Raw genomic sequence first — 26,155 nt, 5'->3', positions numbered from 1 at the left:
AATTCCATAAACTTGAAATGTTTTTAATGTAAAAATATGGTTTGCTAGAAAGATTTATTTTTTAAGATGCACCTCTATTAAAACCGATTGTATCTCTGTAAAGTTGTGGAGAAATATCCGTTTTACCTTTAAAAACTCTACTAAAATAATATTCATCATCATAGCCGAGTTCGTAGGCAATTTCTTTTGCAGTTTTGTTTTTTTTTAATATTGTCCCTTACAGCTTATACTTAATTAAACTTTTACATATTGCCACTAAAACGACTTTAGCTTGTAGTTTTATATGCTATCAATTCCATTTTAACTTAAATTATTAATCATAACAATAAAATAAATTCTTTTTTTTTGAATTGTAGTATTTTTACTTACATTTGAATCATGTTCACTTTTAACTATTACAGTAATAATTATTAATTAATATTACTAAAAACCACAACGCTATCAATCAAAACCTCCCAAAAATGTATGATTTTCACAAAATTAAATTGCTTTACTTCAGCTGACGTTTATCAAAAGATGCTATTTCGATTTCTGCTTTAGAATCAGCAATATTGCTTCCTCAGAAAACTAATCACGCAACAAATGCATATTATTTCTATTTCTTAACAAATGGAATGGAACTATAATGCCTCTTTTCAAAAAAAACACAAACCAATTAATGAGACAGACAATTCTAGTTTTATGCTGCTTTCTTTTTTATCAAATACTTTACAGGCGCAAATATCAGGCACAGTTAAAGGATATGTAACAGATACGATAAACCATTCTTCTTTAGCGAAAGCATCAGTTTCTTTGTTAAGAGAAAAAGATTCTATTTTAGTGAAATTTACCCGAGCCAAAGAAAATGGTTATTTTGAGTTGAATAATGTTAAAGCTGGTAAATTTATTTTATTGGTTTCTTATCCAAAATATGCTGATTTTGTAGATCAATTTTCTGTTGATTCTACAAAGTTAATCAAAGATTATGGTAAAATTAATTTGGAAGATAAAGGAAGACTACTATCCGAAATAATTATAAAAGGCAATAGAGCCGCCATGAAAATTAAAGGAGATACATTAGAATTTGACCCAAAAGCATTTAAAATAGAACCTAATGCAAAAGTGGAAGATCTGATAAAACAATTCCCAGGAATACAAATTGATAAGGATGGAAAAATTACCGCTCAAGGCGAAACTGTAACCAAAGTTTTGGTCGATGGTGAAGAATTTTTTGGTGATGATCCTACCTTAGTTACAAAAAATCTACGTGCAGATATGGTAGATAAAGTACAGCTCTTTGATAAAAAAAGTGATCAAGCTGCTTTTACAGGAATTGATGATGGTCAGAAAACCAAAACGTTAAATGTTAAACTGAAAGAAGACAAAAAAAATGGTCATTTTGGGAAACTTGAACTCGGAGGAGGAACTGAGAATTTTTACAAAGGTCAAGCCATGTTTAACAAGTTTTGGGGTAAGAAAAAATTAGCAGCCTATGGTATTTTAGGCAACACAGGACAAGTAGGTTTAGGATGGGGAGATAAAGATAAATATGGACAAAACAGTTATCAGGTAACTGATGACGGGGGTATTTATTTTACAAACAATGGAAATGATGAATTTGATAGTTGGGACGGACAATTTAATGGTGAAGGAATTCCGGTAGTTAAAACAGGTGGAATACATTTTGACAATAAATGGAACAATGATAAAGAATCTATCAATGTAAATTATAAAATTGGCGATATCAAACTTTCAGGAAATCGTAATGATATTAATCAGCAGAATTTAAGTTCTAGCAGTATTTATAATACTTCAGACAAGAATTTTGAGAAAAACATGACCAAAAATAAACTTGATCTAACTTATGAAATTAAAATTGATACTACTTTAACTTTAAAATTAAACGTAGACGGATTATTCAAAAAAAGTAATTCAAGTGAAGCAGAAATGCGAAAGGGTACTGATGAACAAGGTAACCAATTGAATAATTTGAAACAGACAACCACAAACGATGTTGATGATAAAGTATTTAATATAAACACTTTATTGACCAAAAAGCTTAAAAAAACAGGGAGAACATTATCTCTTAATTTAACCCAATCAAGTACAAATAGCAAAAGTGATGGTTACTTAAATTCCAGAGCTGAATTTTTTACACCGGCTGTAATTACTCCAGATAGCACCAAAGTAGTCGATCAAAACAAAGTCAATAATATTAACAATATAGCTTTTAAATCAAATTTAATCTATACCGAACCGTTATCCAAGAGTCTCTCTTTAATTCTTAATTATGGATTCAACATTAGTAACGGAAAATCTGATCGTAAATCTTTTAATCAATCTGCAAATGGCGATTATAATGTTTTGGATTCCATCTTTAGTAATAATTATGAATTAGACCAAACGATAAACCAAATTGGAGCGATTTTTAATTACAAAAAAAATAAAACTGTTTTTTCTTTTGGTTCTAAATTTAGTGGTGTAAACTTTAAACAGTATGATGTTTATAGAGATAGTTCTTTTAAGCGAAATTTTATCAACTACATGCCTCAGATAACCTATCAGTATAATTTTAAACAAAGAGAATCATTGCGTTTTTCGTATAACGGAAATACCGATCAGCCAACATTAGAACAAATACAACCGATACCAAATAATCAAAATCCATTAAATACAATTTTGGGTAATCCTAATTTAGATCCATCTTTTAGAAATAATCTTAGAGGTAGTTATTTTTCATACAAAGTGCTCACCAATCAATATTTTCAGGTTAGTGGATCATATAATTTTACCATAAATCCAATAATAAGTAATGTGATTACAAATGATAGAGGAGAAAGTATTTCTCAATTTGTAAATCTGAAAGACAAAGCCGCAACAAGTTATTATTTGAACGGTAATTTTGGCAAAACAATCAAAGCCATAGACATGAACGCAGGAATTGGTTTGAGTGCTAGTAAAAATGTAGATTATAATTTCATCAATACGCAGCTAAACCAAACTAAAAATTCAACTTATTCCTTTAATTTGAACTTATCAAAGTATAAAGAAAAAAAATATAATTTTAGTTCTAGCTTCGGACCTACTTACAATGTTGCTAATGCAAGCATTAACGAAAATAGTAATAGTGATGGTTGGGGTTTTAATGGAAATTTCTGGACCAGCATACAATTACCTTTCAAATTTGAAATTAGCACAGATGGTAATTATCAATATAATGGAAAAACGCAAGTGATTCAGGAAAGTTTTGAACGTTTTATTTGGAATGCCTCTATCACCAAGAAATTCTTAAAATCTGATAATTTAAGCCTTTCTATAACAGGAAGAGATCTTTTGAACCAAAATGTAGGATTTAATCGTTCTGCATTCAATGGAAACATCAGCCAAAGTACTTACACGACTATCCAAAGATATTTTATGTTCACTGTAAGCTGGGATTTCAGCAAAATGGGCGGAGGAGAAATTAAACAAAACTAAATCCATGAAAACAATACTAAATCGCATTTTAATTTTAATAATTGTATTAACAAGCTGCAATACTTTTGCACAAAATGACCACTTTGTAGAAAATGGCGTAATCGAATTTGAGAAAAAATCGAATATGTATGCTTTGATTACAAAAAAAATAAAAGGAGAAACGGATAGTTATTATCAGGCTGCTTTTGAAAGTTATAAAAAAAACAATCCACAATTTAAAACTGTAAAAAGCACACTCAGTTTTTCGAAAAACAAGAGTTTATACAAATGGGTTGAAACAAATCAATCGGCAAATAACAACGCTTGGATTGCAGATGACGCAATGGCTAATTTAAAAAATGTTATCGCCACAGATCTGGATACCCAAACCAGTATTACCCAAAAAAATATTTACGATGATTTATATTTAGTTAAGGATAGTTTACGCAAAATCGACTGGAAAATTACAGATGAAACTAGAGAAATTGCGGGTTATGAATGCCGCAGAGCAAATGCTATAATTCTCGATTCTCTTTATGTTGTTGCCTATTACACAATTCAAATTCCTTTTTCAGGCGGCCCTGAATCTTTTACAGGCTTACCTGGAACAATTTTAGGCTTAGCCATGCCACATGAAAATATGACATGGTTTGCCACAAAAGTTACTGAAATTCCTGTGTCTGAAAAAGATTTAGCTCCTCCAGTAAAAGGCAAGCCTACTAATAATAAAGAACTAAACAAAACACTTTTAGAAGCTTTAAAAGATTGGGGGAAATGGGCAAAAAAAACATTACTTGCCTATTCCTTGTAATAAGTTGTTTAAACTATTTGACAATGAATAATTTATAGTTTTTTTCGCGTAAAAATTAATATAGCTAAAAATATTAATAAACTTTCGTTACCATTTCATTTATAGGCAAACGAACTTTTTTTGTAGCTGCCATATAGTCTTTTTCTGAATCCCGATATCCTAAAGCGAGGATAACTGTAGAATGTAGTCCTTTCTCTTTCAAACCCAAAACCTCATCGATATTGGCGGCATTAAATCCTTCGATAGGAGTGGCGTCTACTTTTAATTCTGCCGCAGCAATAAGTGCAGTTCCTAGCGCAATATAAGCCTGTTTAGACGCCCAAATAGCTTTTTGCTCTGCATTAATAGCACCAAAATAGGCATGTAATCCATTTCTAAATCCTGATAAGGCACCAGCGTCAAGACCTCTTTGCTTTTCTGTCATTGCCATATAATCGTCTATGTAAGTTGAACACATGTCGTTAAATGCAGCAAAGACCAACAAATGAGAGCAAGAGCTAATCTGTTTGTTATAGGAATCAGCACCTAATTTCTTTTGGATTTCTGGATTGCTTACAACAAAAACACGATAAGATTGCAGACCACAAGAAGAGGCTGAAAGATTTATAGCCTCTAATATCTGATCAACTTTTTCTTCTGCTACTTTAATGTTGGAATAAGCTTTGGCTGCGTAGCGCCATTTTAGATTTTCTATCAAATTCATTACTATTTCGATCTTAAATTTCAGCAAATATAAATGATATTGTTTTCTTTTTCGAAGTTTGAATGGCTATGCGAAACTTCAAATCGATCATATTTTGGTTCTCTAAAGAATAATTATCTGTTTTCTCATGTTATTACATTTATAAAAAGATTAATAATCTTTAAAAATGTATTAAAAAAGAATAATTATCTGATTTTTTTTGTTTTGTAAAATATTAAATCTTTTATTTTAAAATTTGCAGGATAAATAAACTAAACCTTGCCATCAGATGAAAGCGAACATACAAGAAGATTTAAGAAACAAAAATCAGGATATTGAAAATACCCAGAATACAATCAATAATGATTTTGCGTTCACGCTAAAAAGCACTTGTTTAGATGAAAATTATCATCCTACAGGAGGAACTCGTCTGACTACCAATTTTGCCAACTTGGCTAGAGGAGAGAATCGCCAGCAAAACTTGCGTAATGCCTTAAATATGATTAACAATCGATTCAATTCATTGGCCCAATTGGATAATCCAAAAGGTGATCGTTACCTTGTTGAACTTGAAATTATGACGGTAACATTAAATATTGACCACAAGAATGGTGTTGACAATCTGCCGATGATTGAAGTTTTAAAAACGAATATTTTTGACCGTAAAACTAACCAGTATATTGATGGAGTTGCCGGAAATAATTATTCTTCTTACGTACGAGATTATGATTTCAGCGTTTTATTGATCGATTACAATAAGGATAAACCTAGTTTTTGTGTTCCTGAAAATTATGGTGATCTGCACGGTAAACTTTATAAATGCTTTGTGGCTTCAGACACTTACAAAGAGCACTTTAAGATGTCACCGATCATTTGCCTGAGTGTATCGAGCAACAAAACTTATACCCGCACTGAGTATCAGCACCCAGTTCTGGGTTTTGAGTATCAGCAGGATCAATATTCTCTTACTGATGAATATTTCGCTAAAATGGGCTTAAAAGTTCGTTTTTTTATGCCAGCAAATAGTGTAGCACCAATGGCTTTCTACCACTCTGGAGACCTGCTTTCTGATTATACGGATCTTGGACTAATCAGTTCAATAAGTACAATGGAGACTTTCCAGAAGATTTACCGTCCTGAGATTTACAATGCCAATTCAGTGGCTGCAAAAATTTATCAGCCTAGTCTTAAACACGAAGATTATTCACTTACCCGCGTGGAATACGATCGCGAAGAGCGTAGCCGACTGGCTGTTGAACAAGGTAAATATTGTGAAGAGTATTTCATCAAACCTTACAGAGATATTCTTGAGCAGTGGTCTGCTAATTTTACCCTTTAATTGATTACAACGCATTAAAATTATACTATTATGAAGAAGTTATTATTGCCAACTTCAATTGTTGGAAGTTTACCCAAACCTGCTTGGCTTGCACCACCAGAAAAACTTTGGTCACCTTGGAAATTAGAAGGAGAACAATTGCTTGAAGGGAAACAGGATGCTTTGCGCATTTCTTTGCAGGAACAGCAATTGGCAGGTCTTGATATTATTTGTGATGGCGAACAGACACGCCAGCATTTTGTAACGACTTTTATCGAGCATTTAACCGGGGTAGATTTTGAAAATCGAAAAACTGTGAGAATCCGTGACCGTTATGATGCGAGTGTTCCTATGGTTGTAGGTGATGTTGCACGCCAGAAAGCAGTTTTTGTTGAAGATGCTAAATTCTTACGTAAACAGACTAATAAACCTATAAAATGGGCATTGCCAGGTCCGTTGACAATGGTAGACACCTTATACGATGATCATTACAAAAGTCGTGAAAAACTGGCGTGGGAATTTGCAAAAGCACTTAATGAAGAAGCAAGAGAATTGCAGGATGCAGGCGTAGATATCATCCAGTTTGATGAACCTGCATTTAATGTGTTCTTTGATGAAGTAAATGATTGGGGAATGGCAGCATTAGAAAAAGCCATTGAAGGTTTAAAATGCCAGACTGCGGTACATATCTGCTACGGTTATGGAATACAGGCCAATAATGACTGGAAAAAGACATTGGGTTCAGAGTGGCGTCAATACGAAGAGATTTTCCCGAAAATTCAGAAATCTAAAATTGATGTGGTGTCATTAGAATGTCATAACTCCAATGTGCCTTTGGATTTAATGGAACTGGTTCGTGGTAAAAAAGTGATGGTTGGAGCTATTGATGTGGCAACCAATACAATCGAAACACCTGAAGAAGTAGCTGATACGCTGCGTAAAGCTCTTGAGTTTGTAGATGCAGAAAATCTTTTGCCCAGTACAAACTGCGGTATGGCTCCTTTGTCCCGAGAAGTAGCCAGCGGTAAGTTAAATGCTTTAAGCGCAGGAGCAGAAATTATTCGTAGAGAACTTGGAATTTAATCTCAATATATTAATAAAAGAATCCTTGCTTCAACTGAGGAATAATATTAAAACAAATTGAAGAAATTATTAGAATTATTAAAAAAAGCAGGTTTAGATGGCTTCCTGTTAATGATAGCCACTATGATTCTGATGGCTTATTTTTTGCCAAAGCCAGGCATGGTCAAAGAACCCGTTTCCTTGGAAGAGATTGCCAATGCAGGTATTTCGTTGATTTTTTTCTTCTATGGCTTGCGACTGAGTGTTGAGAAACTAAAATCTGGGCTTGCCAACTGGAAAATGCACATTATCGTGCAGTTGACTACCTTTTTGTTTTTTCCGCTCATTGTTTTGGCAATTCGCCCGTTGTTTGTCAATAACGGCTTCGAGCTACTTTGGCTGGGTGTATTTTTTTTGGCGGCTTTACCTTCTACTGTTTCCTCTTCGGTGGTCATGGTTTCCATTGCCAAGGGAAACATTCCCGCAGCCATTTTCAATGCGAGCATTTCCAGTTTGATTGGAGTGGTGGTTACGCCGCTCTGGGTTGGATTGTTTATAGCTTCTGCAACAGGAGATTTTGATGTCAGTACTATCGTTGTAAAGTTGATTCTTCAAGTTTTATTGCCTGTCATCATCGGTATCAGCCTTAACTCCCGTTTTGGCGCCATTGCCGAAAAATACAAGAAACAGCTCAAATATTTCGATCAGGCTATCATTCTAACGATTATTTATACGTCGTTTTGCAAGTCATTTTCTGAACATCTTTTCGAAGGCTTTACTGCTCTTGAACTTATTGGACTCGCTGCTGGGATGATTGCGTTGTTTTTTGCCGTATTCTTTTGTGTCGGGCTACTCAGCCGTTTGTTTGGCTTTTCAGATGAAGACCGCATTACGGTTTTATTCTGCGGGTCTAAAAAGTCATTGGTACATGGCACCGTTATGTCAAAAGTACTTTTTCAACACAGTACCATAACTGGCATTGTATTGCTGCCACTCATGCTTTATCATGCCTTGCAATTGATTGCCGCCAGTATCATTGCTCAGGGCATGGCTAGACGAAAGGAAGTGTAATTTTTGTTCTACGAAAGTAAATGCAGGTTAATATATTTTTAATTTGTTTAGAATAAGATTTTTATGTTGTTTTTAGTTGTATTTAAAGAATTTTATTCTAATTTAGAAATAAATTAAACCTAATTTAAAGTAAAATATTCTATGGAGCAGATAGACGATATTGATCTTCAGTTATTAAATATACTTCACGATAATTCCAAATATACCGTAAAAGAGCTTGCCAAAATGGTAAATCTTTCTCCGTCACCTGTTTTTGAGCGAATTAAAAGATTAGAAAATAATGGATATATCAAGAAATATATAGCACTTCTTGATGCAGAAAAATTAAATAGGGGATTCATAGTTTTCTGTAATATCAAATTGAAACAGCATGATCGTAATATTGGGAATCAGTTTGTTAGTGATATTATGAAAATAGAAGAAGTTGTGGAATGTTATAATATCTCAGGAGATTACGATTTTTTAATGAAAGTCTCTGCTAAAGATATGAAACATTATCAGGATTTTGTATTTAATAAATTAGGCTCAGTTGAAAGTATAGGGAGTACCCAGAGTACCTTTGTGATGTCGGAGATAAAAAATCTTTACGGATAATTCTACGATGGATTATTTTTTTAAATATGATGAAAAAATAAAGCAGTAATAAAAGTTAGGCTGTAAAGGCTTGAAAATCTATAATATTTGTATATAAAAAAAGAGATAACTATTTTTAGTTATCTCTTTTTTTAGTGATGGCTATAATCAGACAAATTTGCACATAAAACAGATTAGATCGGACAGAGCCTTAAATAATCACATTTTAAAATAATTCTTTATGAAAAATGTTAATTACAACAAAATATTAGGAGTCACAATAGCCATATTTACGTGGCTTTGTATAGTTTTTCAATTTTATATTTCAGCAAATAAATTTATTGATACTATCAGTTATTTTACTATCCTGAGCAATTTGTTAGTAACTATAAGTTTATCTTTTTCTATATTCTTACCTAGAACTAAACTTGGAGTATATTTTTCTAATCGGTCTGTTCAAACTGCTCTTGCTTTATATATTTTAATAGTAGGACTTATCTACAACCTCATTTTACGTGAGCTGATAAAACCTCTTGGATGGCAATTATTTCTGGATAACATGTTACATGTAACTACACCTATTTTATATCTCTTGTATTGGCTTCTTTTTGATACAAAGGAGAAATTAAATTGGAAGAACGGAGTATCCTGGCTTTTATTCCCAATTATATATTTGGTTTATTCTTTAATTCGCGGTGCAATTACAGACTGGTATCCATATCCTTTTCTGGCAGTCAGCCATTACGGCTATTCCACGGTGATTTTAAATGCACTAATCATTACTTTATTGTTTTACATTGTTGGGACAGTACTTATTTTCGTGAATAACAAACGTTTTACAAATTTTTAGCAAATATTAATAATAGATCATAATTATGCTCGAAACTTTTTATTCTTTCTTTGTAGGGAAGATGAATGTTAAAGCGGTATATAAAGACAGCTATTATTGGGAACTGATGGAAAATGCAATGAAAAAAACTTAACCGATTTATTCAATAGATTTAGTTTTCAAAAATAAAAGTATTGAAAGATCTTTTGTTAGTAAAACATTTTCTACTAGTTAATTTCAAGTTTATAACCTTTGCTGCGTACAACAACAATATTGATATTTGGATCAGATTCAAGTTTTTTCCTAAGCTTTGATATAAACATATCTAAACTACGGCCCACAATTACACCTTCATCTTCCCAGATTTCTTTTTGCAAGCGGTTTCTTTCTACTATTTTGTTTGGAGAAGAAGCGAAGATAAGCAGTAAACGTGTTTCTGTAGCAGTTAGGTCTATTGTATTTCCGTTAATAGTGAGCTTTCGGCTATTTGCATCGAATAACACTGATCCTAAAGTGTAAATGCCAGTATTTTGATTATCAAGTGTTTTTTTTCGTGACTTAACAGATTTTAGAAGAATAAAACAAACGAATGCTAGAATTGAAAGACTTCCCAGAAGGTACTTGCTATTTGTCGTAATTATTTCTGTTGATTTAAATTTAATGTTAATCTTATAACAGGCTTTGGGTTGTCTTCTTCCTATGCAGGTTACGATATCATCTTTTTCATTTTTGGATAATATATATCCATAAGCAACACTAGAGTTGTTACAATTCAAAACGTTAATGATAAAAGAACTTGCGAACGGGTCTTTGATTAATAAACGACTTGTAATGTTTACCAATGAATCTGGCTGAAAACTAAAATCATTCTCAAACCTAATCTGATATTCATTTTCTGAAATTTTTTTTACAGGCAATACTCTTGATGTACTGTCACCTGATTGTAAAAGCAATTCATGTCCAATTTTTCGAAGTAAAATTTCTCTTCTGGCAAACTCAAAGCCGTCATTATCTTCCGTCTGGAAGGCTGCGTAGATTATAGCAGAAAACAAGATGAATATCAATACAAATAGATATTTACTTTTTCCAGAGATAAGATTTCGACTAAGATACATGTTGTCAATAATTTATTTACAAAGTTTACATTTTTATTTACAATTTTTATCTCTTAGTCCGAAATATATCAAAGTAATTTTGCTGCATAAACTTTAAAAAGAAAGTAAACAATGTTATTAATTAAAACTGTAAAAATCATGAAAAAAATCATTTATGTCCTAATCTTATCCTTGATTGTGGCAAGCGGATTTGTATTTGCTAATCGTGAAATTAAAAATGAAATTTCTAAAAAGCCAGCAGTTAAAAATCTTTCTAATGCTGAAAAGAAAAAATGGGAGGCTACTCCCGATGGCATAATGTTTAAAAAATGGGAAGCCTCTCCTGCAGGTTATAGAGTTTACGCTAGTGAAGCTATAATAAGAAAGCCTATTAATGAAAATGCCAATATGATGGGAGTTGTAACCTCTCTTTCTCTTCCGTCTGGAGCAAGATTAGGTTTTGGAATTATGGTAAAGATTGATCATCATGATTATATACTTAGTTTTGGATTGGAAAGGTCTGGCAGTAATGAATTTCAGCAGTTAAAAAGTTTGAAAGTTAACGATACAATAATTATAAAAAGCCAAAGTGTATCGCACGCGCCCAAGTATTTATATCCAATTATATCTGGCGATTATGTAGAACGAGATAATAAAGTAATTTATAAACGTGTACCGCGCAAAGGCGGCTGCTGAGTAAATAATTGTGAACTTTTTTAGGTATATAGTAAGAGCCGGCAGTAGTATAAATAAAAAAAAAGGCGTCAATTGTTTTCAATTAACGCCTTTTGGCTTTTGTGATGGTTAATGAACAATTTACAAACCATTTTATGAATGATTTAAAGAAATTGGCCTATTTTTCCTTGAATTTGTATGATAATTATTTTAAATTTTTGTTAGAAAGCGGTTTGTATGTCCTGTAGGGGTTATATGTTGATTACCTGCCTCTCAGTTTATTATCCCATTCTTCTTTGGCCCGTTTCCTTTCATCTTCATTTTCTTCGTCATCAGAATGAATCATTTCTTCAGCCATTGCGGTTTGCTGCTGGGCTTCATGAGCGTAAACATACATTTTTTGCTCATAATCTCTAACAGCCGATAATGTGTCTGGAAAATTGCATTCAGTAAGATTCGTGCTTAAATGCAGAGCATCTAATAAACCTATATTTACGCCAATGCCTGCAAATGGAGGCATCACGTGTGCAGCATCACCAATTAATGTAATGTCGCTTTGGCTTTTCCAAGGACGGTCTAGATGCATTCTTCGCATAGGAAGACCTGCGAAGTTATCTGTAGCGTCAAATAATTCCTTAAAGGTTGGATGCCAGTTTTTGGTAATTTTGTTTAAATATTCTTTTACAGACTCTGGCTGGGAAAAAATTATATTGTTTTGTTCAGCCCAATTTTCATCTGCACGAAAAGAGATAAAATAATTTAGAGCACCTTTAGATTTTGTTTGAGCATAAAAAAACTTGCCTTCAGCGCCCGTCCCAGTATTTTCATTACCGCAGAGTTTTTTAAAATTTGGACAGCTTTTAACAGGGTCTAAAACCTCTCCCTGTATAATAAATGTCCCTGTGTATTTAGGTTCGATACGGGTAACAAATTTTCTGGCATTACTGCTGCCTCCATTGGCAACAATTACAAAATCGGCAGTTGCTTTTGTTCCGTTTTTAAAATTTAAATGATATTGATCTTTTTTCTTAATAATGTCTATCAATTGTGAGTCCCAAACTACTGTATCTGGATGCAGATTTTCAAGAAAAATTCGTCTAAAATCGTTTCTGTCAATTTCAGGTTTTTCATGCTGGTTTTCTTCGGTTGGAAAGTTTTCTTCCAATATATTTCCCTGTATGTCTAATTGACGTTCCCCTGTAGGTCTTGAACTCTGATAGAAAATTTCAAGCATGCCCGCTTTTTCTAAAGCAATCTGTCCAGTAGTTATATGAATGTCAAGCGTTCCGCCCGATACTCTTGATTGGGCATTCAGATCTCTTTCGTATATTGTTACATCAACTCCTTTCTGCTGAAGAATTTTTGCTGTTGTTAATCCTACTGGCCCGGCGCCTATGATGGCTACTTTTTTATCTTTCAATAACATAATGCTGTATTTTAATATTTACAGCACAAAATTATTTATCAGGGATAGCAGAAACTTGAATAAATCGGTCATTCTGATTTTTATACAATTCTCGCGGATTGACTCCCGATAATTTTTTTACTTCTCTACTAAAATGTGCCTGATCAGAAAAATCCAGTTTAGGAAAAAGCTCTCCATTTTTTATCTGCTCGAAAGATTCCTTGAATCTAAGATATCCACAATAAGCTTTTAATGAGATTCCAAAATATTTGCTAAAATAACGATTGATTTGCCTGCTGGTCAGAAAAGATTTTTCAGCTAATTCGGCAACTGACATTTCACCATTTGATGCATAAATTAATTCAAAAAGTTTTTTCTTTCTGTTATCGATGTCTTTTGGAATTAATTGTTTTAAAATATTAGTTGCTTTAAGACAGAAAGTATCAAAATCTGTTAAGTCATTTTTTTCAAAACCCCAGAAATTATTGGGCATTAATTCAAATTCATTTATAAGATCTGCGATGGATCTATTAAATAAGTATTCAGCCGAAATAAGTTTGAAACTGATAAAGTACATTTTGGTATTTCCATCCATTTTTCTTTTATCATAAGATGTTCCAAGTCCAAGTAAGCAAATTTGAAACGGTTCATCCTGATCTTGTGAGAGAACCAGGTCAAAACTAGCATCTGGCATAACAATAACTTCTTTTTCAATTCCGCTTGAATTTTCAGCCATCCAAAAGCATTCAACAAAATCTGCAATCGATTGGTCTGCTTCAATTTTTCGATATGTTATGAAATTGTCAGTCATTTCTAAGCTATTTGAGTAATAAAAATAAGGAAATCGGTTTGAAAATTCTAATAAATAAAATTTAAAAGAATAGAAAAGTATTAAATGTAGACCCCATAGTTTTACATAAGTTTTTAGAATAAAATGGGATTGTATAAGAACAAAATGATAGTTAAGAAATAAATCAATTTGATCCTCAGTTGGACAACAATATTTAATATCAAAAAAGTAAGATAAACCAAAAGAGAAAAAAAAACAATATCCTTAACGGGATTTCGAATCATCGTTGAACTTCGATTAAATCTCTAATAGCGCCACTTTAAGACTGTTTATTTTAAACAGACTAAGAATTTCTTGTGAAAAAATCGAACCTCAAATATTAGGCTGTGAAGGCTTGAAATATCTACATATTAGGGTATAAAAAAAGAGACAACTATTGTCTAGTTGTCTCCTTAAGTGACGTTTAGTTCACAATTTACAAATCATTTTATGAACGATTTAAAGAAATTAGCTTATTTTAAAGTGAATTTGTAAGATAATTATATGAAATATTACTTTTGAGGCGGATTGTATGTATCGTAAGGGTTAAATGTTAAAAAATGTTAATTCATTCCCGTGATTTATAGTAAGAAACAAATTTTGAATCACCTGTTATTTTAAATCTAAAGATTAAAGACTGTCTCACAACATGTGAGGCAGAGCCTCTTTTTCTTTTATTATTTTCGGATTGCTTTATTGGGCAACGATATCAAAAGAACAATTTTGAAAGGCTTGCTATTTTTTTTAAATTACCATTATCATAACTGTAAAATTTTTAATGCTCCTCTTGCGACTATGAAAAATACACAAACTCCAATAATAAGATCGGGTACCATTGAATTAGTAAAGTATACTAATATGCCAGCAATTATGACTCCCATATTAATTACAACATCATTTGAGGTAAAAATCATACTTGCTTCCATATGTGCCTCTTTGCTTTTAGATTTTTGAAGCAGGTAAAGGCATAACGAATTGCCTACAAGGGCAAATAATGAAACTACTATCATAGTTCCGTATGCAGGAATATGGTCAAACTCTACAAATCTTCTTATAACTTCAATAAGTCCTAAAATTGCAAGACCAATCTGAAAATAACCACTTATCTTTGCTACACTTCCTTTTCTTGTTGTTGTACTACCGACAGCGAACAGAGCTAAGCCATATACAATACTATCGGCGAACATATCCAAACTGTCTGCAACCAATCCCATCGAATTGGATATAAAACCTGTAATAACTTCAATTATAAAGAATGAAAAGTTTACAATGAGAACCTGCCATAATAACTTACTTTGCTGAGAGTCATTATTTTGCTCTACATAATCAGATGTATGTTCTGTTGCCATCAGAGTGCTATCCAGATTAAGAGTATTAATTGCATTTGTAATAAGAGTGTTGTCGTCCGTATGATAGACGTTTAGTTTTCTGCCTGCAATGTCAAAATCAAGCTGTTTAATTTGTTCTAAACCTGTGAGTTTCATTCTTATTAATTGTTCCTCACTAGGACAATCCATCTTTTTTATATTATAAATACTTTTTTTCATATCACTGTATTTTAATCTTAAAACCCGCATTTACAACAAATCCATCTAATGGAGCATATATATCTTTGAAAACGGGATTTGAAATAGTTCCTGTGTATATGCTTCCAAATTTTGTCTGTCTGGTATCTGTAAAATTTTCAAAATTAGCGTAAACCGAAAAGTTCTCCCAAAGCCTCTCTACCATAAAACCAAAAATCCAGTAGTCTTTTCCAGTTGTACCATCACTTAATTTTTGCGGACTGTAATAATATGCTTCTAAACCTGCTTTCCATTTTTCTTCAACTTCATACATCAAAACATTGTTTAATCGGTGTTTTGCCGTTAAAGGATTTTCAGATTTTATTCCGTTAGTATCTATGGAAGCATCCGTATAGGTATAACCCAGAAATAACTTAAAATCTTTGTATCCTAATTTCACATTTGTTTCAGTTCCTTTTGTGTCCAAATATCCGTTGACGTTTACAAACTGATAAATATTATCTGGAAGGGAATTTAATATCAGCGGATTATCAATATTGGTATAGAAAAATAACTGATTCCACGATAAAGAAAGATCTTCTGTAATTTTAGTTTTATAATTTAAATCAAAGTTAAAACCGTAACTTTTTTCAAGTTTATTGAAATCGCTGCTAATTGGCAGTACATTTCGATACTGGATACGCTCGCTTTCTTCAGTAAAAATAGTCGGCGTTTTATAGCCAAGACCTCCACCGATTCGGGATGTTAGTTTAGGATTAATTTTAAATAGAGCGGAAACTCTTGGTAGCAGAGAAAAACCATAGTCAACAACATAATCGCCTCTCAGACCAGTTTCTATCTGTAGCCATTCTTTGGCTTTAACTGTGTTTTGAAGAAAAGCTCCATAAGTAATCTGATTATAGTTTCTTAATGGGAAAGATGTATGGCTGTTTTCAGTAAAATTGTCGGTATATAAGTTTGCACCGGCAACCCATTCTGCAATTTCGCCGTTTTTAGAATAGCTTATTTCAGAAAAAGTACTGTTCTGCAAACCGTCAAAAATATAATCAGGAATTGTGATAACACGACTGAAATTATTAAAACTGTTTTTAACCGTTATCGATTCCTGCTCATTAAATTTATGCGTGAGAGCGAATTGAGTATTTATTCTCTGAGTTTTATTTTTTTCGAAATAACTATCAGGATATTTACTTTGATCTTTGATATAATCAATATTTCCACCTAAGCGGTTTTCAAAAACGGTATTGACGCCAAAATTAAGTTTGGTGTTTTCATTAAAATTGACAAAAAGTTTAGGATTAAAATTAAAACGCTCAAATTTTGGTATAGCTGTAAGCTTTATATCTGCTGGATCATAAGGAGCGTTACGATCGTGAGAAGCAAAAACAGTTACACCAATTTTGTTAAACTGTTGGGAATAAAATCCATTTATATCCAATCCAAGAGCCGAAGTTCCATTAATTAAAAATCGCAACTCCTTTTCTTTGGTTGGGATTTTAGAAACAAGATTTACTAATCCGGCTATTGCTCCTCCGCCGTAAAGGGTAGAGGCAGAACCTTTGATTATTTCAACCTGCTTTAAATCTAATGGAGGGGTCTGCAGTAATCCAAGCCCGCTTGACGCGCCAGAATATAAAGGAAAACCGTCTTTTAGAATCTGGGTATATCTTCCGTCCAACCCTTGAATCCTAATAGAAGAATTTCCTGAAGTTGCAGAAGTCTGCTGGGTCTGGATTCCTGTACTTTCGTTAAGCATCATGCGAATGTCACCCGGTTTCATATTAGCTTTTTCTTCAAGTTCTTCTCCGGCAATAAATTCTACCCTGGTTGGAATATTGCTGATCGTTCTGGTGCCTCTGGTGGAAGTAACAATTATTTCTTCCATTTCTTCAGCTTCGTGATCTTCGCTCTGCAATGCAATTTCTATAAAATTTAAGCTGGAAGGCACTTTAAAAACTGTTTTATTTGGAGTGTAGCCTTCATCAGAAATTGATAAGGTATAATTTCCATCTTTTAGATTTTCTACACTGATATTTCCATCATTATCTGATTTGAAAACCGAATTTGTTTCTTCAATTTTTGCAGAAACTCCTTTTACAGGTTCGTTAGTTTCAGCATTCTTGAGACGAAATTTGATAGTATTCTGTGCTTGTGCAGTGCCAATAAATGCCATTGTCACAATCAATAAAATATATTTAAACATTTATGATTTCTTAATATTAATAATAAATAATAGACCCGCATAATGAGATGAATGCAGGGATAAACTTTTTATATTAAGAAATTTTAGGAGGCTGCCAGATTTTGCAGATGAATGAAGAGTTGACAAATTTGTTGTATGATGGTGTTTGTGAGACTTCATCAAGGTTAAATTCTAATTTTTCATTTAGAATTATTGAATCAAAGTTTATCGTAAAGCCTATACAGATTCCACAGGAGTAGAATGGAGAACATTTTCCGTTACATTCATTACCGCAGTCATGTGAATCATTTTCACAATTTTTCTCTACACCGCATTCTGAGTGTTTAGCAAATGCGGAGCATGGAACTGTAGAAAGAAACAGTACGATGAATGAAAGTATAGTTACGAAAGTTTTCACATCGCAAATTTATCCTTTATTTATTAATAAGCCTTATAGGGGTACAAGTTTTATTTTGTAATACTGGTATATGCAGGGTTATTATAGCTGTCAAAATATTTAAAAGTAAGTTGAAATTCCTAAGTTAAACCCGTCAGTAATAGTAGGTGGGTTGGAAAAAATATCCCGTTGTTTCAAATATCGATAATTAAGGCGGATCACTGTTTGGGAGGTCGGCCTAAAACTAACAGCAGGCATTATGCTCCATAAATCTTCCCCAATATTACCACCGGTTTCTTTAAAGCTTCCAACATTCCAATCTACATATTCCAATCTACATGCAACATTTATCGCAGCTTTCTGCCAGCCTAAAATTGTTTTTGTCAATATAGGTTGCACAATATCTATAAATCCCCCTTTCTGTTTTTTGCCAAATTGTTGCGAATAAGTATCAGGTACATCAACATAAACCCATGCAAATTCAGAAGTGATAAAAGTTTTTATTCTTGGAAGCGTTGTATTAAAATCTAAAGCAAAAACAGATACACGTCTCTTCTTATCTATTGTAATGCCATCATCCTCAAATTTATTATAGATACCGCCCATATAAGAAATTCCAAGTTCTCCGACTTTAGTATTCCGCAGAGCAATTTTTCCCGTAAACAAGGGTTCTCCACTATTAATTTCTTCAAATCTTTCAGGGTTTTCTTTTGCCGCGGGTAAGAAAGTTTTGTTTTCTGTATTTTCAATTATTGAGTTATCAAAATTTCCGGAGAGATAGGCCTCATAACCAAACATCCATTTCTCAGAGTATTTTTTTCCAAAAATGCCAACCCCGGCGTTACTGAAAGTTGCTGGCAACATTTGAGTGGAAGAAATAGGTCTATCTGTAAAATCCCATTTTGGGCCATCATGATTTTGATTGAAAGACCCAATAGGATTTAAAATGATACCTGCGCGAAGATTTATCAACGGGTCAAACTCTACATCGACGGAAGCGAATTCAATAGAGATTTCTTTGCCACCGTCTTCAAACTCAATCTCGCTCAAAAATTTAATTTTTCTGCTAATGGAAGATGATATAAAAATAGATAGTCTTCTAGCTTGAAATTGATTGCCTTCGGAAATTCCGTCAGTTGTCATTTTTTGCCAGTTCATTTCAAGATAACCTCCTATTGATATGGGAGTCTTATTTATCTTCAAAGCCGGTCTGTTGTAAAGAGCATCCATGTTTAAGATATTTTTTACAGTATCTTTAGGTACTCTTTTTAATAAACTAGGATCGATCTGTGAATAGCAATATGTAGAAAAGAGTAAAATTAACAATGCGGGTATTACTTTTATTTTCAATCTCATTTTAAAGATATTTTTAAAATATTGTTTTCTATTGTGACCGGGAATTTTCTTAAGTCTGTATCTGCGGGACCGGTCTCGATGTTCCCGCGATTGCTGAATTCGCTTCCATGAGCCGGGCATTGAAGTTTATCTCCAAAAACTTGTAATTCAGCACCCTGATGCGTACATAACATAAACATGGCACAATAATCACTCTCACTAAATCTAAATACACATATTGGGGCTTTTAATATGTCATTTTGAATTACTATATACTTTTTAAATGCAGATTTTGTCCCTTTTTGAATTATAAAATCAGAAATTGGGACTAAGAGATCAGATTCCTTTATTTCTCTTGAAATTTGGGAAGAAGAGCAGCCTTGCAGTATTGTCGTTCCTGATATTGCAGCAAGACAGCCGAAACCGCATGCTTTTAGAAATTGTTTTCTGTCCATACTATAATGATTTTATAAATTTCAGCAAAGCCTGTTTATCTTCTTTAGAAAGCTTTTCAAATGCATATTTACTTTTCTGTCCCTCGCCGCCATGCATTAGTATCGCCTGCTCTATGCTTTTTGCACGGCCATCATGCATTAAAAACAAATTACCTCCCTGCGAGTTCTCGGAAAGGCCAATGCCCCAGAGGGGAGGGGTTCTCCACTCAGAAGTTTTTGCGCTGCCTTCTGTATAGCCATCATCCAATCCTGGACCCATATCGTGTAGGAGCAGATCAGTATAAGGTGCAAAAGTTTTATTTGAAAGCGAGTTAATTGGAGAATAACTTGTTTTTAATTCTGATCTGTGGCAGCCTGTACAACTTATTTGATTAAAAATAACTTTGCCTCGGATAACGGCAGGATCGTTTTGGCTTCTTTGGATGGGAGCCTTTAATGTTTTCAGATAAAACACAACATCATTTACTTTTGAAGTAGCGATTTCAGGGTCAATTTCTAAAGCAGAGTAGTGGTCAATAGGATTAAATATAGAAGTAATGCCCATATCTTGGTTGTATGCATTAACTGTTTGATGAAGTAGATCGAATGCTGAAGCTTTCTTGCCATATCTTCCAATATATTTGCCATTTTTTGATATGGCATTAGAACTTACAATAGCATAATCAGGTATGTTAATCCAGTTTACATTCCCTGAAATTCCGTCATCATCAACATCTTCAGGGTCAGTCATTGCAATTAGATCGGCATCTGAGACATACTGTAATAATCCTAATCCTGTGATAGATGGAGGCATAAAGGTGGAGAATGATGTGCCTGAAGGGATTTCTTCTGGAATAAAACCAGGTAGTGCACGGTTTTGAAGCTGCGGTCCTCCTAGTTTAATGAAATGATTGCCTGTTTCGTCAATTTGTCCAAAGCGAACTAAGCTGGTAAAAGGATGCCCTTTTCCGTCTCCTGCATGGCAGCTGATACAACTGGTACTTACAAAGGTTGGACCAAGGCCGGATGCCCTGTTAAAAACTTCATTAACTGCCTGGTCGCCTTTTAAAAATTGAGTTGATTCAGAAGCCGATAACCCTTCGATTGAGCCGTCTAAAAGTTTATCATCTTGCGGTAAATCTACAAAGCTGGTTTCACAGGAAACAAGCCCTATGTTTAAGACTACTAGTATGAAAGATGTCTTTAAAAATATATTTATATTTGCCATTATTTATTTTTTAGACAAAGCTAAAAATATTTTTAAAACAATTATGATTTATATTTGAATATTTTTTTTAATATTTCGATACTCTATGGCAGATGCTACTGCGTAAATAATAATTAATTTGAGTAAATTAGGTTTACCAATAGAAATTCAGAATTAATACAAAATTGTAAGTTTCCTTTGCATTAGCAGACGATATATAAAAACATACAATTATTTAAAACAATATTTTTTAATAAATGATTAAGTTTAAAATACCAGTGATCAATCAAATCAGGGTTTAGTTTTAACCGTTTAAAAATAATTTATAAATTTATATAAATGTAAAATATTGTTTTTTAGGTGTTTAGGTTGATTAAAGTAAATTTGCAATCCAATTGCAGAAACTATTTTGTAAATTTGTCTTAATATGAGATGGAAAACAACAATATTATTAGTATACATTCTTGGACTGCTTGCAGTTCCATGCAGTGACGTCTATAATACATGTCTTGAAGCGAAGTCTCAGAAGAAAGAACTGGCTCATAATCACAATCAGGATCACGATGACCATTGTACACCTTTCTGTCAATGTTCATGCTGCAGTGTTTCGGCTGTAAAATTTAATTTTAAGATGCCGGAATTTAATTTTCCCCAAAATATAATCAATGTTAAACATGCGGTTATAAAAGACTGTCAGGTAATTTCCAGCTATTTTGGAAGCATATGGCAGCCTCCCAAATTTTTCGTTTAAGTTTTTTGAATTGTGCAATTGATGCATAGTAATTATTGGTATTCAATAATGGCTTGCGAGACGCTACGTTTTCGATTCCTGAATGTTTTCAGTGATTGATCTTGCACATTCTAATTTTTCTCCAGTATTTGCTGGCGATCACATTATTTTCTAAACGTTAAAATTAATTACATTGTGTTAGATAGTATAATTAAATTCAGTATTAAAAACAAAATCATTATTGGTTTAATGACTTTGGTCCTAATAATATGGGGCGCCTGGAGCGCAACTAAACTGCCCATAGATGCCGTACCTGACATCACCAACAATCAGGTTCAGATTATAACAGCATGTCCAACTCTTGCCGGTCAGGAAGTGGAGCAGTTGGTTACCTTTCCAATTGAACAGAGCATTGCCACTGTTCCGAAAATCGAGGAAATCAGAAGTATTTCCCGCTTTGGGCTTTCGGTTATTACTGTGGTTTTTGACGATGAGACCGATATTTACTTTGCCAGACAGCTTATAAGCGAGAGGCTGAAAGAAGCGGTAGACAGAATACCGCAGGGAATCGGAACACCGGAAATGGCTCCTGTGAGCACGGGTCTAGGGGAGGTTTACCAATATATCATCCATCCTAAAAAAGGAAGCAAAAATAAATATAATGCCAAAGATCTGCGTACCATGCAAGATTGGATTGTGGCTAGACAATTATACGGAACCCCTGGAATTGCGGAGGTAAACAGCTTTGGAGGGGAGCTGAAGCAGTATGAGGTCGCGGTAAATCCCGATAGGCTCCGCGCAATGGGAGTAAGCATACCGGATATTTTTACGGCGCTGGAGAAAAACAACCAAAATACCGGCGGCGCATATATCGATAAAAAGCCAAATGCATATTTTATAAGGGGCATTGGTCTGGTAACTTCTCTTGACGATGTCAAAAAGATCGTGGTTAAAAATACTGGCGCAGCTCCTGTTTATGTAAGCGATGTAGCCGAAGTGAGATTTGGCAATGCAGTGAGATACGGTGCCTTGACATTCAATGGAGAAGTTGATGCAGTGGGCGGTGTCGTGATGATGCTTAAAGGAGAGAACAGCAACGAGGTTGTCAAACGCATTAAGGAAAAACTGCCAACTATCCAGAAATCGCTGCCTGACGATATTGTTATTGAGCCATACCTTGACCGTACAGACCTTGTGGGCCGTGCTATCAGCACCGTTGAAAAGAACCTTGTTGAAGGTGCATTGATCGTAATATTTGTACTGGTATTATTCTTAGGGAATTTCCGTGCAGGACTTATAGTTGCCTCTGCTATTCCTTTGGCTATGCTTTTTGCCCTTGGACTTATGAACGTTTTTGGGGTAAGTGCCAATCTAATGTCACTTGGAGCCATTGATTTCGGTTTAATTGTTGATGGAGCGGTAATTGTGGTTGAGGCTACGCTTCATCATCTGGCTATGCGCAAGTCGCTCAAAAATCTTACCCAGGATGAAATGGATGATGAAGTTTTCGAGTCTGCTTCTAAGATCCGTACCAGTGCTGCCTTTGGAGAAATTATCATTTTAATTGTATATATCCCGATCCTGACCCTTGTCGGCGTTGAAGGAAAAATGTTTCGCCCGATGGCGCAGACAGTGGGGTTTGCAATATTTGGAGCATTAATATTATCTCTTACCTATATCCCGATGATGTGTGCTTTGTTTTTATCTAAAAAGCCGCAGCACAAAGAAACATTCAGCGATAAGATGATGAATAGAATCCAGAGCGTATATCAGCCTCTTCTCCAGAAGGTGATTGACTTTAAATATGCTGTGGTGGGTGCTACCGTTTTAATTTTCTTTGCGGCTGTCTTTTTCTTCACAAGAATGGGAGGGGAATTTATTCCGCAGCTGCAGGAAGGGGATTTTGCGTTCCACTGCATCCTTCCGCAGGGAAGTTCGCTGAACCAGAGCATTGAGACTTCGATGCAGGCATCCAGAATAATCAAAAAGTTTGATGAGGTCAAGATGGTCGTTGGTAAAACAGGTGCGGCAGAAGTTCCAACTGATCCGATGCCTCCTGAGGCCAGTGATTTGATGGTGGTGCTGAAACCGCAGAAAGAATGGAAATCAGGAAGAACCTATGATGAACTTGCTGAAGCTATCAGTGAGGAGCTCGAAGTGATACCCGGCGTTTTTTTTGAAAAGAACCAGCCGATCCAGATGCGTTTCAATGAGCTTATGACCGGTATCAGACAGGACGTTGCCGTTAAGATATTTGGCGAGAACCTGGATACTCTTTCACAGTACGCCAAAGAAGTGGGTGCAGTGATCCAGAGCATTCCGGGGGCTACTTCGCCGCAGATTGAAAGAGTGAGCGGCCTTCCACAGATCAATATTGAATATGACAGGACCAGAATTGCCAACTACGGACTTACGATCGAAGATGTGAATGGCGTTGTCAGCACTGCATTTGCGGGAAAAAGCACAGGACAGGTATATGAAAACGAACGACGTTTTGACCTTGTTGTGCGTCTTGACAGCGTCCACAGAACCAGCATAGACGATGTGAGCAACCTGATGATCCCTACCAATACAGGAATACAGGTGCCTTTATCTCAGGTAGCTAAAATCGACTATAAATTAGGTCCGGCACAGATCAGCAGGGAAGCGGGCAAAAGAAGAATTGTAATTGGATTTAATGTGGCTGGCCGTGATGTACAGAGTGTGGTGCAGGACATCCAGAAAAAGCTGGCTGAAAAAGTGAAGCTTCCTCCAGGATATTATTTCACTTATGGTGGACAGTTCGAAAACCTGCAGGCGGCAAGTGCAAGACTTATGATTGCAGTGCCGGTTTCGCTTCTTTTGATCTTCGGGCTGCTTTATTTCACATTCCGTTCTTTCAAACAGGCTATGCTTATCTTTACCGCTATACCAATGAGCGCCATTGGGGGAATTTTTGCCCTTATGCTTAGAGGGATGCCTTTCAGCATCAGTGCCGGAATTGGATTCATTGCATTATTTGGAGTAGCGGTGCTGAATGGTATCGTGCTTATCGGAACTTTCAACCAGCTTGAAAAGGAAGATATGGATAACATTTTTGAGAGAGTCAAAGAGGGGACAATCACAAGGCTTCGCCCCGTTCTTATGACGGCAATGGTGGCATCACTGGGATTCCTGCCGATGGCGATGAGCAGCAGCGCAGGTGCGGAGGTTCAGAAACCGCTTGCAACAGTTGTAATCGGAGGTCTTGTTACAGCGACATTCCTTACATTGTTTGTGCTCCCATTACTCTATATAATCTTTAACACTAAATTTGATTTTAAAGAACGATTTAAAATGAGAAATGCAACAGCCGTACTTATACTGCTGCTTGCAGGTCTAGGATCTGCAAATGCGCAGCAGAGGATTCCAATTGACAAAGCTGTTGAAACCGCCTTACAAAGCAATCAGCAGCTGGATATTAATAAAACTGAAATCCAAGCAGCTGGACTGAATGTAAAAACTGCCGTTGACATGCCTAAAACAGGTATCTTTGCAGAGAATGAAGATTTAAGACCTTCAGATAAGACAGGGATTTTAAAAATAGGAATTTCTCAAAGTTTTGCATGGCCGGGTCTTTATGCCGCTAGAAAAAGCTATTTCAAGGATCAGTTGAAGTACACCCAGCTTAATACAGCTCTACTTAACGCAACGATCAAAAGAGATGTACGTACGGCATATTATAAACTTTGGTACCTTCAGGATAAACAGCTTTTATATCAGCGTCTGGACAGTATTTACACGCTCCTTTCAAAGACTGCAGAAGTGCGTTTAAAAGCCGGGGATGTCGCACAGCTGGATAAAATTGCGGCAGATGCAAAACTTCAGGAATTAAAAGCCTTTTCGGAACAGAACAAGAAAGACATGACCGTTCAGCAGCAACAGCTTATGATGCTTCTGAACCTGAATGAATGGCTGCTTCCTTTGGAAGCACCTCTTGGTAAAGCAGAGGTAAATTTTTCTGAAAGCAACGGTATGCATCCGTTGCTAACACTGCAGGAACAGAATGTAAAGATAGCATCTTCAAATGTTTCGATTATGAAAAACAGCAATATGCCGGAGCTTTCAGGAAGGGTTTTCAGCCAGAGGCTCTATGGGCTGGATGATCCTTATACAGGTTTTTCAGCAACTGCATCATTTCCTCTTTTCGGTGCCGTATCAGCGCATAACAAGGTAAAAGCGGCAAAAGCGGAGAAAGAAGTGCAGGAGAAAAATCTTGTATATCAGACTCAGCTTCTCCAGACCCAGAAGGCTTCTTCTGCAGCGGAAATTGAAAAGAACCTTTCGCTTCTGAATTTTTATGAGACCTCTGGACTTAAGCAGTCGGAAGATATTATAAAAGCTTCAACTCTAAGCTACCGCTCGGGTGAAATCAGTTTTGCGGAACTTGGACAATTTTTAAGCCAGGCTGTTGGGATCCGCCAGAACTATCTTGATGTTTTAAATCAATTTAACCTTTCAGCGGTGCAGTTTGATTATTTCAATAATAAATAAATAATGTAAAACCTGTGGGAGATACATAATCTCACAGGGTAATTTTAA

21 protein-coding genes are annotated in these 26,155 nt (G+C 34.8%); 10 read left to right on the top strand and 11 right to left on the bottom strand.

The window, feature by feature from the left end; translation table 11 throughout:
• Positions 1-61 precede the first annotated feature (61 nt).
• Complete coding sequence (locus tag HNP35_RS13135; protein WP_317618018.1) at positions 62-211, bottom strand: helix-turn-helix domain-containing protein; 150 nt, start codon at positions 209-211, stop codon at positions 62-64.
• A gap of 398 nt (positions 212-609) precedes the next feature.
• On the opposite strand from HNP35_RS13135, the gene HNP35_RS13130 reads away from it, so the two are divergent.
• Together HNP35_RS13130 and HNP35_RS13125 are read left to right on the top strand one after the other, a co-directional pair.
• Complete coding sequence (locus tag HNP35_RS13130; RefSeq protein ID WP_221433450.1) at positions 610-3,456, top strand: outer membrane beta-barrel family protein; 2,847 nt, start codon at positions 610-612, stop codon at positions 3,454-3,456.
• Positions 3,457-3,460: 4 nt separating this feature from the next.
• Positions 3,461-4,246, top strand: coding sequence for a GLPGLI family protein (locus HNP35_RS13125; RefSeq protein ID WP_184162660.1), 786 nt, complete (start codon positions 3,461-3,463; stop codon positions 4,244-4,246).
• A gap of 73 nt (positions 4,247-4,319) precedes the next feature.
• Here the strand turns inward: HNP35_RS13125 and HNP35_RS13120 are convergent, their stop codons facing one another.
• Positions 4,320-4,949 (bottom strand): nitroreductase family protein, encoded by a 630-nt coding sequence (locus HNP35_RS13120; RefSeq protein ID WP_184162658.1) that lies wholly within the window; start codon positions 4,947-4,949, stop codon positions 4,320-4,322.
• A gap of 268 nt (positions 4,950-5,217) precedes the next feature.
• On the opposite strand from HNP35_RS13120, the gene HNP35_RS13115 reads away from it, so the two are divergent.
• From HNP35_RS13115 to HNP35_RS13095, 5 genes are all read left to right on the top strand, one after another.
• A complete protein-coding gene (locus tag HNP35_RS13115; RefSeq protein WP_221433449.1) occupies positions 5,218-6,267 on the top strand; it encodes a DUF1852 domain-containing protein in 1,050 nt (349 codons plus the stop codon).
• Between the two features lie 30 nt (positions 6,268-6,297).
• Positions 6,298-7,329, top strand: coding sequence for a methionine synthase (locus HNP35_RS13110; protein ID WP_184162656.1), 1,032 nt, complete (start codon positions 6,298-6,300; stop codon positions 7,327-7,329).
• A 57-nt stretch (positions 7,330-7,386) separates the two neighbouring features.
• Complete coding sequence (locus HNP35_RS13105) at positions 7,387-8,379, top strand: bile acid:sodium symporter family protein (protein ID WP_184162654.1); 993 nt, start codon at positions 7,387-7,389, stop codon at positions 8,377-8,379.
• Between the two features lie 141 nt (positions 8,380-8,520).
• Entirely contained in the window at positions 8,521-8,973 is a 453-nt protein-coding gene (locus HNP35_RS13100) for an Lrp/AsnC family transcriptional regulator (RefSeq protein WP_184162651.1), read from the top strand.
• A 220-nt stretch (positions 8,974-9,193) separates the two neighbouring features.
• Positions 9,194-9,802: a Pr6Pr family membrane protein gene (locus HNP35_RS13095; RefSeq protein WP_184162648.1), complete on the top strand. Its 609-nt coding sequence runs from the start codon at positions 9,194-9,196 to the stop codon at positions 9,800-9,802.
• A gap of 206 nt (positions 9,803-10,008) precedes the next feature.
• Here HNP35_RS13095 and HNP35_RS13090 read toward each other — a convergent pair whose 3' ends face one another.
• Positions 10,009-10,896 (bottom strand): winged helix-turn-helix domain-containing protein, encoded by an 888-nt coding sequence (locus HNP35_RS13090; RefSeq protein WP_184162645.1) that lies wholly within the window; start codon positions 10,894-10,896, stop codon positions 10,009-10,011.
• 138 nt (positions 10,897-11,034) lie between these two features.
• On the opposite strand from HNP35_RS13090, the gene HNP35_RS13085 reads away from it, so the two are divergent.
• The gene (locus HNP35_RS13085; protein ID WP_184162642.1) at positions 11,035-11,571 is read left to right on the top strand and encodes a hypothetical protein; all 537 of its coding nucleotides are present in this window, start codon (positions 11,035-11,037) and stop codon (positions 11,569-11,571) included.
• Positions 11,572-11,812: 241 nt separating this feature from the next.
• On the opposite strand, the gene HNP35_RS13080 is transcribed toward HNP35_RS13085, so the two are convergent.
• The 8 genes from HNP35_RS13080 to HNP35_RS13050 all read right to left on the bottom strand — a co-directional run bounded on the left by HNP35_RS13080 (position 11,813) and on the right by HNP35_RS13050 (position 20,886).
• Complete coding sequence (locus HNP35_RS13080) at positions 11,813-12,976, bottom strand: FAD-dependent oxidoreductase (protein WP_184162639.1); 1,164 nt, start codon at positions 12,974-12,976, stop codon at positions 11,813-11,815.
• A 31-nt stretch (positions 12,977-13,007) separates the two neighbouring features.
• Positions 13,008-13,766 (bottom strand): helix-turn-helix domain-containing protein, encoded by a 759-nt coding sequence (locus HNP35_RS13075; RefSeq protein WP_184162636.1) that lies wholly within the window; start codon positions 13,764-13,766, stop codon positions 13,008-13,010.
• Positions 13,767-14,542: 776 nt separating this feature from the next.
• Complete coding sequence (locus tag HNP35_RS13070; protein WP_167443817.1) at positions 14,543-15,331, bottom strand: cation transporter; 789 nt, start codon at positions 15,329-15,331, stop codon at positions 14,543-14,545.
• Between the two features lies 1 nt (position 15,332).
• On the bottom strand, positions 15,333-17,513 hold the full coding sequence (locus HNP35_RS13065; protein ID WP_115887008.1) for a TonB-dependent receptor: 2,181 nt from the start codon (positions 17,511-17,513) through the stop codon (positions 15,333-15,335).
• A 73-nt stretch (positions 17,514-17,586) separates the two neighbouring features.
• Positions 17,587-17,910, bottom strand: coding sequence for a DUF6660 family protein (locus tag HNP35_RS23970; protein WP_115887009.1), 324 nt, complete (start codon positions 17,908-17,910; stop codon positions 17,587-17,589).
• A 99-nt stretch (positions 17,911-18,009) separates the two neighbouring features.
• On the bottom strand, positions 18,010-19,245 hold the full coding sequence (locus HNP35_RS13060; RefSeq protein ID WP_115887010.1) for a hypothetical protein: 1,236 nt from the start codon (positions 19,243-19,245) through the stop codon (positions 18,010-18,012).
• On the bottom strand, positions 19,242-19,679 hold the full coding sequence (locus tag HNP35_RS13055) for a Rieske (2Fe-2S) protein (RefSeq protein ID WP_115887011.1): 438 nt from the start codon (positions 19,677-19,679) through the stop codon (positions 19,242-19,244). Before HNP35_RS13055 ends, HNP35_RS13060 begins: the two co-directional genes overlap by 4 nt.
• A gap of 1 nt (position 19,680) precedes the next feature.
• Complete coding sequence (locus HNP35_RS13050; protein WP_115887012.1) at positions 19,681-20,886, bottom strand: di-heme oxidoredictase family protein; 1,206 nt, start codon at positions 20,884-20,886, stop codon at positions 19,681-19,683.
• A 406-nt stretch (positions 20,887-21,292) separates the two neighbouring features.
• On the opposite strand from HNP35_RS13050, the gene HNP35_RS24000 reads away from it, so the two are divergent.
• Positions 21,293-21,616 (top strand): DUF6660 family protein, encoded by a 324-nt coding sequence (locus HNP35_RS24000; protein WP_115887013.1) that lies wholly within the window; start codon positions 21,293-21,295, stop codon positions 21,614-21,616.
• 174 nt (positions 21,617-21,790) lie between these two features.
• Positions 21,791-26,107: a CusA/CzcA family heavy metal efflux RND transporter gene (locus HNP35_RS13045; RefSeq protein ID WP_144213039.1), complete on the top strand. Its 4,317-nt coding sequence runs from the start codon at positions 21,791-21,793 to the stop codon at positions 26,105-26,107.
• Positions 26,108-26,155: the final 48 nt, after the last annotated feature.

Origin of the sequence: Flavobacterium notoginsengisoli (genome assembly GCF_014207905.1) — a bacterium.
Lineage (GTDB): Bacteria > Bacteroidota > Bacteroidia > Flavobacteriales > Flavobacteriaceae > Flavobacterium > Flavobacterium notoginsengisoli_A.
Note: the sequence above shows the minus strand (reverse complement) of the source record. Positions and strands in the feature narration are given on the sequence as shown.